Source organism: Pseudomonas sp. QD4, assembly GCF_049199125.1.
Taxonomy (GTDB): Bacteria; Pseudomonadota; Gammaproteobacteria; order Pseudomonadales; family Pseudomonadaceae; genus Aquipseudomonas.
The window spans coordinates 136,616-152,665 of sequence record NZ_JBLZOM010000006.1; the positions used below are offsets into that span (position 1 = coordinate 136,616).

The 16,050-nt window shown below is 61.6% G+C and carries 17 protein-coding genes; 13 read left to right on the forward strand and 4 right to left on the reverse strand.

Annotated elements, in window-relative coordinates; all coding sequences use genetic code 11:
* Nucleotides 1-4: 4 nt before the first annotated feature.
* From ACOZJV_RS28045 to ACOZJV_RS28105, 13 genes are all read left to right on the forward strand, one after another.
* Nucleotides 5-1,276, forward strand: a complete 1,272-nt coding sequence (locus ACOZJV_RS28045; RefSeq protein ID WP_421548968.1) for a glutamate-5-semialdehyde dehydrogenase — start codon at nucleotides 5-7, stop codon at nucleotides 1,274-1,276.
* Nucleotides 1,245-1,967 (forward strand): nicotinate-nucleotide adenylyltransferase, encoded by a 723-nt coding sequence (gene nadD / locus ACOZJV_RS28050; protein WP_242487417.1) that lies wholly within the window; start codon nucleotides 1,245-1,247, stop codon nucleotides 1,965-1,967. Before ACOZJV_RS28045 ends, nadD begins: the two co-directional genes overlap by 32 nt.
* 70 nt (nucleotides 1,968-2,037) lie before the next feature.
* Nucleotides 2,038-2,532, forward strand: coding sequence for a ribosome silencing factor (gene rsfS / locus ACOZJV_RS28055; protein ID WP_078471645.1), 495 nt, complete (start codon nucleotides 2,038-2,040; stop codon nucleotides 2,530-2,532).
* A 9-nt stretch (nucleotides 2,533-2,541) separates the two neighbouring features.
* Entirely contained in the window at nucleotides 2,542-3,009 is a 468-nt protein-coding gene (rlmH, locus tag ACOZJV_RS28060; protein WP_003185785.1) for a 23S rRNA (pseudouridine(1915)-N(3))-methyltransferase RlmH, read from the forward strand.
* A 12-nt stretch (nucleotides 3,010-3,021) separates the two neighbouring features.
* A complete protein-coding gene (gene mrdA, locus ACOZJV_RS28065; RefSeq protein WP_421548969.1) occupies nucleotides 3,022-4,917 on the forward strand; it encodes a penicillin-binding protein 2 in 1,896 nt (631 codons plus the stop codon).
* A 31-nt stretch (nucleotides 4,918-4,948) separates the two neighbouring features.
* Entirely contained in the window at nucleotides 4,949-6,052 is a 1,104-nt protein-coding gene (gene rodA / locus ACOZJV_RS28070) for a rod shape-determining protein RodA (protein WP_078471647.1), read from the forward strand.
* A gap of 5 nt (nucleotides 6,053-6,057) precedes the next feature.
* Nucleotides 6,058-7,080, forward strand: a complete 1,023-nt coding sequence (gene mltB / locus ACOZJV_RS28075) for a lytic murein transglycosylase B (RefSeq protein WP_371106507.1) — start codon at nucleotides 6,058-6,060, stop codon at nucleotides 7,078-7,080.
* Nucleotides 7,080-8,090: a septal ring lytic transglycosylase RlpA family protein gene (locus tag ACOZJV_RS28080; RefSeq protein WP_078471649.1), complete on the forward strand. Its 1,011-nt coding sequence runs from the start codon at nucleotides 7,080-7,082 to the stop codon at nucleotides 8,088-8,090. The genes mltB and ACOZJV_RS28080 overlap by 1 nt, the downstream gene beginning before the upstream one ends.
* A gap of 175 nt (nucleotides 8,091-8,265) precedes the next feature.
* Nucleotides 8,266-9,423 carry a D-alanyl-D-alanine carboxypeptidase family protein gene (locus ACOZJV_RS28085; RefSeq protein WP_078471650.1) on the forward strand — a complete coding sequence of 386 codons (1,158 nt, stop codon included), beginning with the start codon at nucleotides 8,266-8,268 and terminating at the stop codon, nucleotides 9,421-9,423.
* An 84-nt stretch (nucleotides 9,424-9,507) separates the two neighbouring features.
* Nucleotides 9,508-9,783: a DUF493 domain-containing protein gene (locus ACOZJV_RS28090; protein WP_008152827.1), complete on the forward strand. Its 276-nt coding sequence runs from the start codon at nucleotides 9,508-9,510 to the stop codon at nucleotides 9,781-9,783.
* Nucleotides 9,783-10,430: a lipoyl(octanoyl) transferase LipB gene (lipB, locus tag ACOZJV_RS28095; protein ID WP_078471651.1), complete on the forward strand. Its 648-nt coding sequence runs from the start codon at nucleotides 9,783-9,785 to the stop codon at nucleotides 10,428-10,430. Before ACOZJV_RS28090 ends, lipB begins: the two co-directional genes overlap by 1 nt.
* Before the next feature lie 31 nt (nucleotides 10,431-10,461).
* Nucleotides 10,462-11,457, forward strand: coding sequence for a lipoyl synthase (gene lipA, locus ACOZJV_RS28100; protein WP_161955756.1), 996 nt, complete (start codon nucleotides 10,462-10,464; stop codon nucleotides 11,455-11,457).
* 176 nt (nucleotides 11,458-11,633) lie between these two features.
* A complete protein-coding gene (locus ACOZJV_RS28105; protein WP_421548970.1) occupies nucleotides 11,634-12,581 on the forward strand; it encodes a S66 peptidase family protein in 948 nt (315 codons plus the stop codon).
* Between the two features lie 38 nt (nucleotides 12,582-12,619).
* Here ACOZJV_RS28105 and ACOZJV_RS28110 read toward each other — a convergent pair whose 3' ends face one another.
* From ACOZJV_RS28110 to lptE, 4 genes are all read right to left on the reverse strand, one after another.
* Nucleotides 12,620-13,942 (reverse strand): lytic murein transglycosylase, encoded by a 1,323-nt coding sequence (locus ACOZJV_RS28110; RefSeq protein WP_421548971.1) that lies wholly within the window; start codon nucleotides 13,940-13,942, stop codon nucleotides 12,620-12,622.
* A gap of 61 nt (nucleotides 13,943-14,003) precedes the next feature.
* Nucleotides 14,004-14,165 (reverse strand): alternative ribosome rescue factor ArfA, encoded by a 162-nt coding sequence (gene arfA / locus ACOZJV_RS28115; protein WP_020295286.1) that lies wholly within the window; start codon nucleotides 14,163-14,165, stop codon nucleotides 14,004-14,006.
* Nucleotides 14,166-14,296: 131 nt separating this feature from the next.
* On the reverse strand, nucleotides 14,297-15,334 hold the full coding sequence (gene holA / locus ACOZJV_RS28120; protein ID WP_201128156.1) for a DNA polymerase III subunit delta: 1,038 nt from the start codon (nucleotides 15,332-15,334) through the stop codon (nucleotides 14,297-14,299).
* A 39-nt stretch (nucleotides 15,335-15,373) separates the two neighbouring features.
* Nucleotides 15,374-15,979, reverse strand: coding sequence for an LPS assembly lipoprotein LptE (gene lptE / locus ACOZJV_RS28125; protein WP_078471655.1), 606 nt, complete (start codon nucleotides 15,977-15,979; stop codon nucleotides 15,374-15,376).
* Between the last annotated feature and the right edge of the window lie 71 nt (nucleotides 15,980-16,050).

Here is a 16,050-nt window from a genome sequence, read left to right on the forward strand (position 1 = left end):
GACCATGACTGAGTCCGTTCTTGACTACATGACCCGTTTGGGTCGCGCTGCCCGCGAAGCTTCGCGTGTCATCGGCCGTGCCAGCACTGCGCAGAAAAACCGTGCGCTGAATGCTGCTGCCGCTGCTTTGGACGCCGCTCGTCCAGAACTGACCGCTGCCAACGAGCAGGACCTGGCTGCCGGTCGGGCCAATGGTCTGGAATCGGCCATGCTAGAACGCCTGGCACTGACCCCGGCCCGTATCGACGGCATGATCGTTGGTCTGCGCCAGGTGGCGAGCCTGCCGGACCCGGTGGGCGCGATCCGCGATATGAGCTACCGGCCTTCGGGTATCCAGGTCGGCAAAATGCGCGTGCCGCTGGGTGTGGTTGGCATCATTTACGAATCACGGCCGAACGTGACCATCGATGCCGCGAGCCTGTGCCTGAAGTCGGGTAACGCGACCATCCTGCGTGGCGGCTCCGAGGCCATCCACTCCAATCGCGCCATCGCCCTGTGCATCCAGCGCGGCCTGGCCGAAGCCGGCTTGCCGGCGGCCGTGGTCCAGGTGGTCGAAGTGACCGACCGGGCGGCTGTCGGTGCCTTGATCACCATGCCGGAATACGTCGACGTGATCGTGCCGCGCGGTGGCAAGGGCCTGATCGAACGCGTCAGCCGTGACGCCCGCGTGCCGGTGATCAAGCATCTGGACGGCATCTGCCACGTTTATGTCGGTGCTCACGCGGACCTGGCCAAGGCCCAGCGCATTGCCTTCAACGCCAAGACCTACCGTTATGGCATCTGCGGCGCGATGGAAACCCTGCTGGTGGATCAAGCGGTGGCTGCCGAGTTTTTGCCGGCGATGGCTGCGCAGTTCCGCGAGAAGGGTGTCGAGTTGCGGGGTTGCGAGCGTACTCAGGCCATCATCGACGTGATTGCTGCAACCGAAGAAGACTGGAATACCGAGTACCTGGCACCGATTCTGTCGATCCGCGTGGTGGACGACCTGGGCCAGGCCATTGAGCACATCAACCATTACGGCTCGCACCACACGGACTCGATCGTCACTGAACACCAGGGTGAAGCCCGGCGTTTTGTAGCTGAGGTCGACTCCAGTTCGGTGATGATCAACACCCCGACCTGCTTCGCCGATGGCTTTGAATACGGATTGGGTGCGGAGATTGGCATTTCTACTGATAAGCTGCACGCCCGCGGCCCGGTAGGTCTCGAAGGCTTGACCTGCGAGAAATACATCGTGGTCGGTGATGGCCAGTTGCGTGGACAGGAGTCGGTCTGACTTGGGCGACCTTGGCCAGCCTGCCGTTCTGCCCGTCAGCGAACCCCGGCCCAGACGCATTGGCGTACTCGGCGGGACGTTCGACCCGGTGCATATCGGCCATTTGCGCGGTGCGCTGGAAGTGGCCGAATCGCTGACTCTTGATGAATTGCGCCTGACACCCAGTGCCAGGCCGCCTCATCGCAACACGCCGCAGGTGTCGGCGTTGGACCGTCTGGCGATGGTCGAGTGCGCGGTCACGGGGGTATCACCGTTGGTGGTGGACGACCGTGAGCTGAAACGGGACAAACCGTCCTACACCATCGACACCCTGGAACTGATGCGGGCCGAGTTGGCCGCGGATGACCAGTTGTTTCTGCTACTGGGCTGGGACGCTTTTTGCGGCCTGCCCACCTGGCATCGCTGGGAGGAGTTACTCCAGCATTGCCACATCCTGGTGCTGCAACGCCCGGATGCCGACAGCGAACCGCCGGATGCCTTGCGCAACCTGCTGGCAGCGCGGTCGGTAAGTGACCCCTTGGCCCTGACCGGGCCAAGCGGGAATATTGCATTCGTCTGGCAGACCCCGCTTGCGGTGTCTGCCACCCAGATCCGTCAACTGCTGGCCAGCGGTAAGTCGGTACGTTTCCTGGTGCCTGACGCGGTCCTGGCCTACATCGATGCGCACGGGCTTTACCGTGCGTCGAACTGAAAAGGCGCGCTTGAAGGCACGAATAGTCGTGTATTGAAGCGCCCGAACATACGAGCAAAACGAGTTTTATATGACGAACAACGACGTAAACAAAGTTAAGCGCAAAGGCACGTTCAAGAGTGCCCCGCTGCCTGAAAAAGTCATCATCGGCGAGCCTCTCAAGGGCGAAGAGCTGGTCAAGGTTGCCGTAGCGGCCCTGGAAGACGTCAAGGCCCAGGACGTGCTGGTCATCGATGTGCGTGACAAGCAAAGCATCACTGACTACATGATCATTGCCACCGGTACCTCCAACCGTCAGATCGGCGCGATGCTGGACAAGGTTCGCGAAGCCGTGAAGGCCCTGGGCGTCAAGCCGCTGGGTGAAGAAGGTAAGGGCGACAGCGACTGGGTGTTGTTGGACATGGACGACGTGATCGTTCACATGATGACCTCCAACGCCCGTCAGTTCTACGACCTGGAGCGCCTGTGGAAAGGCGCCGAGCAGAGCCGTGCCGCTGATGGCAAGCACCACAGCCCGGAAGTGGGTCACGAGCATTTCAACAAGCTCAACAAAGACCAGGAATAAGGAACGGCTGTGCGCCTGCGTCTGATCGCTGTCGGTTCACGCATGCCCAAGTGGGTGGAAGAGGGCTGGCATGAATATGCCAAGCGCTTGCCGTCCGAGCTGGCGCTGGAACTGGTGGAAATACCGCTCAATACCCGGGGCAAGAACGCCGACGTGGCACGCTTTATCCGTCAGGAAGGCGAAGCCATGTTGGCCAAGGTCGGTCCCAATGAGCGGATTGTCACCCTCGAGGTGCACGGCAAGCCCTGGAGCACCGAGCAACTGGCGGTCGAACTGGACCGCTGGCGGCTCGATTCGCGCACGGTCAATTTCATGGTTGGCGGCCCGGAAGGGCTGGCGCCGGAAGTCTGTGCGCGGGCGGATCAGCGCTGGTCGCTGTCGCCGCTGACCTTGCCCCACCCGCTGGTACGCATCCTCATCGGTGAACAGCTGTATCGCGCCTGGACAGTCCTGTCCGGGCACCCTTATCACAAGTAGCCCTGCGCCCTAATGTCCCAGCCGATCCGCATCAAGGACCACGAGAAAGACGCCCGTCTGGTGCGTGGCCGGGTCGTGTTCGGTGCAATTGCAGTGGTGTGCCTGATCGGGGTGCTGATAGCGCGGTTGTATTTTCTGCAGGTCATCCAGTACGAGTACCACTCGACCCTGTCGGAAAATAACCGCGTTCACGTGCAGCCGATTCCACCGACCCGCGGCCTGATTTTTGACCGCAACGGCGTCGTGGTGGCGGATAACCGGCCGAGCTTCAGCCTGAGCATGACCCGCGAGCGCTCCGGCGACTGGCGCCAGATCCTCGATGTGATTGTCGAGGTGCTGGAGCTGACGCCGGAGGACCGCGTGCTCTTCGAAAAGCGCATGAGCCAGGGGCGGCGGCCATTCGAACCGGTGCCGATTCTGTTTGAGCTCAACGAAGAGCAGATCGCCCGGATCGCGGTCAACCAGTTCCGCCTGCCGGGCGTGGAAGTGGTGGCCCAGTTGGTGCGCCATTACCCCCAGGGCGCGCACTTTGCGCACTCGGTGGGCTACATGGGGCGGATCAACGAGAAAGAGCTGAAGTCCCTGGATCCGGTCAACTACAGCGGCACTCACCATATCGGCAAGACCGGTATCGAGCGCTTCTACGAGCCGGAGTTGCACGGCCAGGTGGGCTACGAAGAAGTCGAGACCAACGCCCGCGGCCGCGTGCTGCGGGTGCTCAAGCGCACCGATCCGATTCCTGGCAAAGACATTGTCCTGAGCCTCGACATCAAGCTGCAGGAAGCCGCCGAACTGGCCTTGGGCGGGCGTCGTGGCGCGGTGGTGGCGCTGGATCCCACCACCGGTGAAGTACTGGCGATGGTCAGCCAGCCAAGCTTCGACCCGAACCTGTTCGTGACCGGCATCAGCTTCAAGGCCTATGCCGAGTTGCGCGATTCGATCGATCGTCCGCTGTTCAACCGGGTGCTGCGCGGCCTTTATCCGCCGGGCTCGACCATCAAACCAGCGGTGGCGATTGCCGGTCTCGATTCGGGCGTGGTCACGGCCTCGACCCGGGTCTTCGATCCGGGTTATTACCAATTGCCCAATTACGATCACAAGTACCGCAACTGGAACCGCACCGGTGACGGCTATGTCGACCTGGACACGGCGATCATGCGTTCCAACGACACCTACTTCTATGACCTGGCCCACAAGCTGGGGATCGATCGATTGTCGGCCTACATGAACAAGTTCGGTATCGGGCAAAAGGTGTCCCTGGACATGTTCGAGGAATCCCCAGGGCTGATGCCGTCCCGTGAATGGAAGCGCGCCACGCGGCGCCAGGCCTGGTTCCCGGGGGAAACCCTGATTCTCGGGATAGGCCAGGGCTATATGCAGTCGACCCCTTTGCAACTGGCCCAGGCCACTGCGCTGGTGGCCAGCAAGGGCAAGTGGAACCGCCCGCACCTGGCCAAGACTATCGAGGGCGAAAAGCCGGTGGATGAAAATCCGATGCCGGACATCGTCCTGCGTGACCCGTCGGACTGGACCAAGGTCAATCACGGCATGCAACAGGTGATGCACGGCGCTCGCGGTACCGCGCGCAAGGCGGCAGTCGGCGCGCAGTATCGGATCGCCGGCAAGAGTGGTACCGCCCAGGTGGTCGCCATCAAGCAGGGCGAGAAGTACGACCGCTCCAAAGTCCAGGAACGCCACCGCGACCACGCCCTGTTTGTCGGGTTTGCCCCGGCGGACAACCCCAGAATCGTGGTCTCGGTCATGGTCGAGAACGGTGAGTCGGGTTCCGGCGTCGCGGCCCCGGTAGTGCGTCAGATCATGGATGCCTGGCTGCTAGGCCAGGACGGTCAGCTCAAGCCCGAGTTCGCCAGCCCTATCAGCGCGGAGGCTACGGCCCGTGAAGAGTAATTTTGATCGCATCCTCTCCAGCGAGGATGTGATGCGGCGTCGCGCGACTCTGTTGCAGCGCATGCACATCGATGGACCGTTATTGATCCTGTTGCTGACCCTGGCGGCCGGCAGCCTGTTTGTCCTGTACTCGGCCAGCGGCAAGAGCTGGGACCTGCTGGCCAAGCAGGCGACCTCGTTCGGCATCGGCCTGGTGTCGATGATCGTGATCGCCCAGTTCGAGCCGCGCTTCATGGCGCGCTGGGTACCGCTGGCCTATGTGTTCGGCGTGGTGCTGCTGGTGGTGGTGGATGTCATGGGGCACAACGCCATGGGCGCCACCCGCTGGATCAACATCCCGGGGGTGATTCGCTTCCAGCCGTCGGAATTCATGAAGATCATCATGCCCGCGACCATTGCCTGGTACCTGGCCAAGCGCACCCTGCCGCCGCAACTCAAGCACGTGGGGATCAGCCTGGTGCTGATCGGTATTCCGTTCATTCTGATCGTGCGCCAGCCCGACCTCGGCACCTCACTGCTGATTCTCGCCGGCGGCGCCTTCGTGCTGTTCATGGGTGGGCTGCGCTGGCGCTGGATCCTCAGCGTGCTGGCGGCGGCGGTGCCGGTGGCGGTGGCGATGTGGTTCTTTATCATGCACGACTACCAGAAACAGCGGATCCTGACCTTCCTCGATCCGGAGAGCGATCCGCTCGGCACCGGCTGGAACATTATCCAGTCCAAGGCGGCCATCGGTTCCGGCGGCGTATTTGGCAAAGGCTGGTTGTTGGGCACTCAGTCGCACCTGGACTTTCTCCCGGAAAGCCACACCGACTTCATCATTGCGGTGATGGGCGAGGAGTTCGGTCTGGTGGGCATCTGCGCGCTGCTGCTGATCTATCTGTTGTTGATCGGTCGCGGGCTGGTGATTACCGCCCAGGCGCAGACGCTGTTCGGTAAATTGCTCGCCGGCAGCCTGACCATGACGTTTTTTGTTTACGTTTTCGTCAACATCGGTATGGTCAGTGGCCTGTTGCCGGTTGTAGGGGTGCCGTTGCCGTTCATTAGCTACGGAGGAACTTCGCTGGTGACACTGCTGTCAGCGTTTGGGGTTTTGATGTCGATCCATACCCATCGTAAGTGGATCGCGCAGGTTTGAAAAAGGTGAAGAATTCAATGCAAGTAATGCGTGGCTGGGCCGCTCGGTATGCACCGTGGGTCGGTCTGGTAGGCATCCTTGGTGCAACGCAGGAAGCGTTGGCCGGCGATTACGAGGGTTCGCCGCAAGTGGCCGAGTTCGTGGGTGAAATGACCCGCGATTATGGTTTTGCAGGCGAGCAGCTGATGGGTGTGTTCCGCGAGGCTGAACGCAAGCAATCGATTCTGGACGCCATTTCAAGGCCTGCCGAGCGCGTCAAGCAATGGAAAGATTACCGGCCAATGTTCATCACCGACGCGCGCATTGCCCGCGGGGTGGACTTCTGGCGTCAGCACGAAGCCGCATTGGCCCGCGCCGAGCAGGAATATGGCGTGCCGGCCCAGGTGATAGTGTCGATTATCGGAGTTGAGACCTTTTTTGGTCGAAATACCGGTAATTACCGGGTGATCGATGCTTTATCCACCCTGAGTTTCGATTATCCGCCGCGCGCCGAATTCTTCCGCAAGGAGCTGCGCGAGTTTTTGCTGCTGGCCCGTGAAGAGCAGGTTGACCCCTTGACGCTCAAGGGCTCCTACGCCGGGGCCATGGGGCTGCCGCAGTTCATGCCGAGCAGCTTTCGCGCGTACGCCGTGGATTTCGACGGTGACGGCCACATTAATATCTGGACCAATCCGGACGATGCCATTGGCAGCGTCGCCAGCTACTTCAAGCGCCATGGCTGGGTGGCCGGCGAGCCGGTGGTCAGCCGCGCCGATGTGCGCGGCGATCAGGTCGATGAAGGCCTGACTACCGGCATCGAGCCGACGAAAACCGTCGGGGAGTTGCGGGCCCTGGGCTGGTCGAGTCATGATGCGCTGCGCGATGATTTGCCCGTCACCGCCTTCCGCCTGGAAGGCGACAATGGCCCGGAATACTGGATGGGCCTGAAGAATTTTTACGCGATCACGCGTTATAACCGCAGCGTGATGTACGCCATGGCCGTACATCAGTTGTCTGAACAGCTGGTCCAAGCACGGGGCGTCAAGTAATGCCGGCATCGCCAATTCGCAAACCCCTGAAGCTGGTGGCTTTCGCCGCGTTGTCCTTGCTGGTGGTCAGTTGCTCGACGAGTCGAGCGCCGCAACAGAAATCCTCGACCGCGGTGCGTTCCGCCCCGGGCCTGGATATCAACCGTGCCCACAAGGACGGCGCGCCCTGGTGGGATGTCGACGTTTCACGCATTCCTGATGCCACCCCGACCCTGCACACCGGGCCCTACAAGGCCAACCCTTATACGGTGCTGGGCAAGACCTATTTCCCGATGGCCGAATCCAAGCGCTATGTCGCGTCGGGTACGGCGTCCTGGTATGGCACCAAGTTTCACGGGCAGAACACCGCCAATGGCGAGGTGTATGACCTGTATGGCATGAGCGCGGCGCACAAGACACTGCCGCTGCCCAGTTACGTGCGGGTGACCAACCTGGACAACAACAAGACCGTGATTCTGCGGGTCAACGACCGTGGGCCGTTCTACTCCGATCGCATCATCGACCTGTCCTACGCCGCAGCGAAAAAGCTCGGGTATGCCGAGACCGGCACCGCGCGGGTCAAGGTTGAAGGCATCGATCCCCAGGAATGGTGGGCCCAGCGTGGTCGCCCGGCGCCGTTGATGCTCAATGAACCGCAGGTGGCGCAGAATGCCGCGCCGACGGTCACGGCATCGACTGGCACGGTAGAACAATGGACGCCGCCGCCCCAGCAGCACGCTGCCGCCGTGGTGCCGGTGCAGCTGGAGGCCAAGAAAGCGGCTGCTTCCCCAGCCTCTGGCCAGTATCTGCAGGTGGGCGCCTTCGCCAACCCGGATGCTGCCGAATTGCTGAGGTCGAAGTTGAGCGGCATGGTGAGCGCCCCGGTGTTCATCAGTTCGATCGTGCGTAACCAGCAGACCCTGCACCGGGTGCGCCTGGGGCCGATCGGCTCGCCGGGTGAGATTCAGCAAGTGCAGAACAGCGTGCGCCTGGCCAATCTGGGTCAGCCGAGCGTCGTGACTGCCGAGTGATTTTTTGATTCAGGGTCTGCCCGCGTGCGGGTGGCCTAGGTTGTTGGCTCTGTGAACAACAAAAACCCGGCAAGGGTCAGTGAGTGAACAACTGAACACGCGACAGCCCGTCAGAAGGCTGTCTGATTAGTTTTGCCCGAGAGGGCAAGTTTCCATTAGCTACTTCGAGAGACGGATGAACATCACCACCTTTGCCAAACGCCTGTGCCTGCTTGTCCCGCTGATCATCACGCCCGCTGCCTGGGCGGTAGAGGCGATGCCGTCGCCACCGCAACTGGCCGCCAAGTCCTATGTGCTCATGGATGCCAGCAGCGGTAACGTGCTGGTGGAGAACAATGGTGACCAGCGTCTGCCGCCAGCCAGCCTGACCAAGCTGATGACAGCCTACATCGCGACCCTGGAAATCCGTCGCGGCCAGATCGGCGAGAACGACCCGGTGACCGTCAGCGAGAACGCCTGGCGCACCGGCGGTTCGCGGATGTTCATCAAGGTCGGTTCGCAGGTGACCGTCAGCGACCTGCTGCACGGCATCATCATCCAGTCGGGTAACGACGCCAGCGTTGCGGTTTCCGAGCACATCGCCGGCAGCGAAGACGCATTCGCCGACATGATGAACAAGACGGCCGGCGACCTGGGCATGAGCAACAGCCACTTCATGAACCCGACCGGCCTGCCGAACCCCGAGCACTACTCGTCGGCCCACGACATGGCGGTGCTGGCTCGCGCGATCATCCACGAAGACCCGGCTCACTATGCGATCTACTCGCAGAAAGAGTTCTTCTGGAACGGCATCAAGCAACCTAACCGCAACCTGCTGCTGTGGCGCGACAAGACCGTCGACGGTCTGAAAACCGGCCATACCGACGAGGCCGGCTACTGCATGGTGTCCTCGGCCGTGCGTGATGGCATGCGTCTGATCGCGGTGGTCTTCGGCACCAACAGCGAACAGGCTCGCGCCGCCGAGACCCAGAAGCTGCTGACCTACGGTTTCCGCTTCTTCGAAACCCAGACCTTCTATCAGAAAGGCACCGAGCTGGCCCAGGCACCGGTCTGGAAAGGCACCACCCACCAAGTCAAGGCCGGCCTGGCTGAAGACCTGACCATGACCATGCCCAAGGGCCAGCTGAAGAAGCTCGCCGCCAGCATGACCATGAACCCGCAACTGGTCGCGCCTATCGCCAAGGGCGACGTGATCGGCAAGGTTGAGGTCAAACTGGACGACAAGGTCGTACACAGCGCCGACCTGATCGCTCTGGAAGCGGTCGAGGAAGGTGGTATCTTCCGCCGCATGTGGGATAGCATCCGTCTATTCTTCTACGGCTTGTTCAACTGATTACTGTTGTCGACGGACATGGGCCCTGCTCTGAAACAGACCAGGGCCCATGTCCGTCGCCACGGCTTACGAGGCCGTTTTGCCATGACAGACACTGAAGTAAAGGCGCCAAAGATCGAATTCCCTTGCGCGGATTACCCGATCAAGGTGATTGGCGACACCGGTGTGGGTTTCAAGGACAAGATCATCGCGATCCTTGAGAAGCACGCCACCGTTGACCACAAGACCCTGGCCGAACGCCAGAGTACCAACGGCAAGTACACGACTATCCAGCTGCATATCATCGCCACCGGTCAAGAACAGCTGTACGACATCAACAGCGAGTTGCGGGCTACCGGTTTCGTACACATGGTGCTGTGATGCAGCAACCGCTCGGCTTTCGCGAGCTTGGCCGGATGGATTACGAGCCGGTCTGGCACGCCATGCAGCGTTTTACCAATGAGCGCGGCAGTGATGCCGCCGATGAAATCTGGCTGGTCGAGCATTCACCGGTGTTTACTCAAGGCCAGGCCGGCAAGGCGGAACACCTGCTGATTCCCGGGGATATCCCGGTGGTCCAGGCGGATCGAGGCGGGCAGGTGACCTATCACGGTCCCGGCCAACTGGTGGCTTACCTGCTGCTGGATGTGCGCCGACTCGGGTTCGGTGTGCGCGAGCTGGTCAGCCGGATGGAATGCTGCCTGATCGAGTTGCTGGCCAGTTATGGCGTGACAGCGGCAGCCAAGCCGGATGCGCCTGGCGTGTACGTTAACGGGGCGAAAATCGCCTCCCTGGGCCTGCGGATCCGCCATGGTTGCTCCTTTCATGGCCTGGCCCTGAATGTGGATATGGATCTTGAGCCGTTTCGACGGATTAACCCCTGCGGCTATGCCGGGCTGGCGATGACCCAGCTGCGCGAGCACACAGGGACGATTGAATTTGCCGAGGTAAGTGCCCGGCTGCGCGCGCAGCTCGTCAAACACCTCGACTATGCTGAGCAGACGACCCTAACGGGCGGAATCGACTGATATGACTACTGCGCAAGACGCTGTGCAAACCATGATCCCGACGCTCGATATCACCGAGCGCCCGGCCCCGCGTGCCAAGGTTGAAGCCGGCGTCAAGCTGCGCGGCGCCGAAAAGGTTGCACGCATCCCGGTGAAGATCATTCCGACCACCGAGCTGCCGAAGAAGCCGGACTGGATTCGCGTACGGATTCCGGTGTCCCCGGAAGTCGATCGCATCAAGGCCTTGCTGCGCAAGCACAAGCTGCACAGCGTTTGCGAAGAGGCCTCCTGCCCGAACCTGGGCGAATGCTTCTCCGGCGGCACCGCGACCTTCATGATCATGGGTGACATCTGCACCCGTCGTTGCCCGTTCTGTGACGTCGGCCACGGCCGTCCGAAACCACTGGATGTCAACGAGCCGGAAAGCCTGGCCATCGCCATTGCCGACCTGCGTCTGAAGTACGTGGTGATCACCTCGGTCGACCGTGATGACCTGCGTGACGGCGGTGCTCAGCACTTTGCCGACTGCATCCGCGAAATCCGTAAATTGTCGCCGAATGTACTGCTCGAAACTCTGGTTCCGGATTACCGCGGCCGGATGGACGTGGCACTGGCAATCACCGCTGCCGAGCCACCGGATGTGTTCAACCACAACCTGGAAACCGTGCCGCGCCTGTACAAGGCTGCGCGTCCGGGTTCGGACTACCAGTGGTCGTTGACCCTGCTGCAGAAATTCAAGCAGATGATGCCGCTGATCCCGACCAAGTCCGGCTTGATGCTGGGCCTGGGCGAGACCGACGATGAAGTGATCGAAGTCATGAAGCGCATGCGCGAACACGACATCGACATGCTGACCCTGGGCCAGTACCTGCAGCCGTCGCGCAGCCACTTGCCGGTCCAGCGCTTCGTGCACCCGGACACTTTCGCCTGGTTCGCCGAGGAAGGTTACAAGATGGGCTTCAAGAACGTCGCCTCGGGCCCGCTGGTGCGTTCGTCGTACCACGCCGACGAGCAGGCGAAACTGGTCAAGGCCAGCCTGGTCTCCTGATTCGCGACCGGTAAAAGCGCCCGCAAGGCTTGCCTTGTGGGCGTTTTCGTTTCTGCGGTATCGACATCACCTTTCTTTGCAGATAAATCCCAGGTCTTTCCAGGCATTCCGGGGCTTTTTTTGCTCAGCAATCCTGTCTACTGTGAGCCACACAATCCACGTCGGGAGAACCATGGATGACCACCCAGCCGATTGAAACATTGCTCGCCCATCTGCCGGTGCCGGCCCTGCTGCCTGAAGGGCAGATCGGCCTGATCGCACCTGCCGGACCCGCAGCCCTGGATGTGGATAAAGCCGTGCAATGGATGCGCGCGCGGGGCTATGCATTGCGGATCTTCCCGGGCGTGGGTGAGGCTGACGGCTACCTGGCGGGCAGCGACGAGGTGCGGTTGCAGGACTTGCACGCGGCCTTTGCCGACAAGGCGATCGGCGCCGTTCTCTGCCTGCGTGGGGGCTACGGCAGCCCGCGGTTACTGGACCGGATCGACTACGACCTGCTGCGGCGCAATCCCAAGCCGTTTATCGGCTACAGCGATATCACCGCCTTGCACCTGGCGATACACCGTTATGCGGGATTCGTGACCTTTCACGGGCCGATGCTCAACGCCGACCTGTTGGGCGGCAAGCAGGCACCGACCGAGGCTTCGTTGTTCGGCATGCTGCGCGGCCAGTTCAAGGCCGGCAGCGTGCTGGCGCATCCGGTGGCCTATCCCTTGAACACCATCGAGCCGGGAATTGCCTGTGGCCAGCTGCTGGGGGGCAACCTGTCGATGATTGCGGCGACCATGGGCACGCCCTACGAGATCAATGCCCAGGACGTTATTCTCTTCATCGAAGACATCAATGAGCCGCTCTACCGCATCGACCGTCTGCTGACTCACCTGCGCCTCGCGGGCAAGCTGCAGCAGTTGCGGGGGGTGTTGGTCGGGGATGTGGCGGGAGTGGACCCCGAGGCTCTTGCACGCCTGCTTAAGCAGACCTTTGCCCCCCTGCGCATTCCGGTACTTGCCGGGTGGCGCAGTGGCCATTGCGATCCCAACCTGACCTTGCCGCTCGGGGCTTTGGTCAGGCTGGATGCGGGTGAGCAGCAACTGGTCCTGGAGCAGGACGTGGTGCTGAGGTAGCGCGATGGGCCTGGGACGTGCTCCCTGGCCGTCTCTGGTCATTGATTGCGCAGGCTTTCCAGCAACTTATGGGTCGGGTAGCCATCTGCCGGCCAGCCGAATGATTGCTGCGCGCTGCGGATCGCCTTGCGGGTATTGGCGCCGATGATGCCGTCTGCAGTGCCTGCGTCGTAGTTGCGGGCGCTCAGCAGGTTTTGCAACTCGATACGCTCGGAGCGGCTCAGTGGCAGGTCATCCTTGGGCCAGGCGCCGCTGATCAGGCCGGCACCGGTGAAGCGTTCGGAAAGCAGATTGACTGCCAGCGCGTAGGACGACGAGTTGTTGTACTTGAGCACTGCACGGAAGTTATCGAGGATCAGGAACGCCGGTCCCCGGTAACCCGCAGGCAATAGCAGGGCTGCTGACAGGTGCTCCGTACCCGCCGGCAGATTGCTACCGTTGGGCAACTTCAGGCCCAGTTTTGCCCATTCGGCGACACTTTTACGGATGGCGCCGTCGGCCAGGGAGTAATCGAAGTTATCGGCCAATCGCACCTCGAAGCCCCAGGGTTGGCCTTTTTGCCAGCCCGAGCTTTGCAGGTAATGGGCGGTCGAGGCCAGGGCGTCAGCCGGGCTATTCCAGATGTCGCGACGGCCGTCGCCGTCGAAGTCCACGGCGTGGGTGTTATAGGTGGTCGGAATGAACTGGGTCTGGCCCATGGCGCCAGCCCAGGAGCCGAGCATCTTTTCCGGCTGGATGTCGCCCTGCTGGAGGATCTGCAGGGCGGCAATCAGTTGGCTGTTGGCGAAGGCTGGACGCCGTCCCTCATAGGCCAGGGTTGCCAGGGAGCGAATGACCGACTTGTTGCCCTGGAAGTCGCCAAAATTGCTTTCCATGCCCCAGACGGCCACCAGTGCCTGGCGGTCGACGCCGTAGCGCTGTTCGATCTTTTGCAGAGTGTCAGCGTATTGGTTGAGCAGGGCCTGGCCTTTGCGCACTCGCAGCGGTGATACCGCACCGTCCAGGTATTCCCATACCGGCCGGCTGAATTCCGGCTGGCTACGGTCGGCCTTGATCACGCTCATGTCTGGAGTAATACCGGCGAAAGCGCGATCGAACAGTTCGGCACGGATGCCAGCATTCAAGGCTTCGACGCGGAACCCGGCCTGCCATTCAGCGAAGGTCTGGGTGGGTTGGATATCCAGATTGTCGACGGTCAGCGGAGCGATAGTCGCAGGAGCTGCCAGTGGGGCGGCTTGAAGGTTGGGCAGTGGCTGGGCGTCGGCGGCTGTAGGTTTTTCCGCGCAGGCGACAAGCAGAATAAGACTGGAGGCGGCGGCCAGTTGGCGAAGGCGCCAATGACGGGAATTACGGAAGGGCATGCACAGGTCCAGGGAATACGAATCAGGTGCAGACCTTACCATGCCAAAGGGGAGCTTGCCTTCAGGCGGCCAGAAAGTAAGAAGCCTCCCAGCTTTTAGACTGGAAGGCTTCGCGGCGGTAGCTGCCTTTGCCCTTGGCGGGTTGTTCCTGACGGCTGCGGAACAGTGGCTGGGCAATGATGGATTTGGCCTTGTTGGGGCCATGCTTGGATGGCTTGCTCATGGGGATCTCTCGCTGTGCTGGTGAGTTGTACGGCGCAGATGATCGGCCAGAGTTCGGCTGTTGTCCAGCCCCTGTGATGTGTAGGTGATTTCGCCAGTGATCGCTTATCGAGAGCGGGCAGGCACTGTCAGTTACTCCGCCGGCAGTGCCAGGCGTTGCCCCGACATCAGCAGCGACAGGCGGCTCAAGCTGCTCCAGGGCGAGCCAGCGGCCTGGCCCTTGATCTGGGCATCGATACGCTGGGCATCCAATAGCAGTTGTCCCCAGCGTTGCGCCGAATAGCGTTGCAGGGCTTTGCTCATCAGCGGCTTGCGTTTGTCCCAGACTGGGGGGCGGGCTTGGCTGAAGACTTTATCCAGGGGCACGCCCTGGCTGAATTGCAGCGACAGATTACCCAGCAACCGCAGTTCCCGGGACAGCGCCCAGAGAATCACCGGAGGCTCAACGCCTTCACCGCGCAGGCCTTCGAGCATGCGCAAGGCGTGCGCGGCTTCGCCATTGAGAATGGCGTCCACCAGCCCGAACACATCGAACCGAGCGCTGTCGGCAACCGCAGCCTGCACGGTCTCGACGGTCAGTTGTCCGCCTTCGGCCATCAGCTTGAGTTTTTCGATTTCCTGGGCGGCGGCCAGCAGGTTGCCTTCGACCCGTGCGGCAATCAGTTCAACCGCGTCCTGGCTGGCAGAAAGCCCAGCCTGGGACAGGCGCTGGCGAATCCACTGTGGCAGCTGGTTGGCGTCCACTGGCCAGATCTGCACGAACTGAGTCTGCTCGCCTTCGACCAGGGCCTTGCCCCACTTGGTCTTCTGCGCGCTGCCATCGAGCTTGGGCAGGCTGATAAGCAGCAAGGTGTCTTCGGCAGGGCGTGAACAGTACTCGATCAGCGCTGCTGCGCCCTTGTCGCCGGGCTTGCCCGACGGCAGGCGCAGCTCCAGCAAGCGCTTTTCGGCGAACAGCGACATGCTTGCGCCGGCTTGCAGCAGCGTGCCCCAGTCGAAACTGGCATCGGCGCTGAACACCTGGCGTTCGTCATAGCCTTGCTGGCGGGCCGCGGTGCGGATCGCATCGGCAGCTTCCTGGCACAGCAACGGGTCATCGCCACTGATCACATAGACCGGTGCGAGGCTGCCTTGCAGGTGTTTACCGAGTTGGGCGGGGGCGAGTTTCATAAAGAAGGGCAAGCGGGGCGCCTGGGCGTCCCGCAAGGCTTACTGGTTCGGCAACTGCATTGGCGACTGTTGCGGAGTTTCCGCTTCAGCCTTCTGTGCCGCTTCCAGGGCGTCGGCGTCGGCCTTGGCCTTGTTCCTCGCCGTCTGCTCAAGCTGCTGCAGTTGCTCCGGGTGCAGCAGTTGCAGGCGTAATACCATGCGCTGCACCAGGTCACGGCGCATTTCCTTGCGCACTTCGATCGCCTCCTGGTCGGTACCTACCAGGTTGCTGCCGTCGTGGATATAGACCTTCTGTACTTGCATTTTGTCATCGAGCAACACGAGGTTATCGCTGCTGAGGATCTGGTAGTTCAGTACGTTAGTGATCTCATACTCGGTGGAACGACCGGCGCCGGCGTAGCTGAGGCTGCGCTGGCTTTCCTGTTCATTGGTCAGTACCAGCTTGTACGGCGCGCCAGTGTGGATCTCGATGCCACTGTTCTGCAGTATCTGACGCAGGAGGGTGACGGTTTCGCCATAGGCGTTGCGTGCACTCAGGTCGAGTTCCTTGAACGCCATGTCGTAGTTGCCGGTGCCGCGCAGCTGGAAGCCGCAGGCGCTTAGCAGTACAGCCAGGCCCATCACCAGCAGATTGCGTTTGATCATCTTGTTGCTCCCCTTGAAACCATGTGGGCCGACTCTGCGGCCCTGGAGGTTTTATGCGGCGCCAGGTCAAT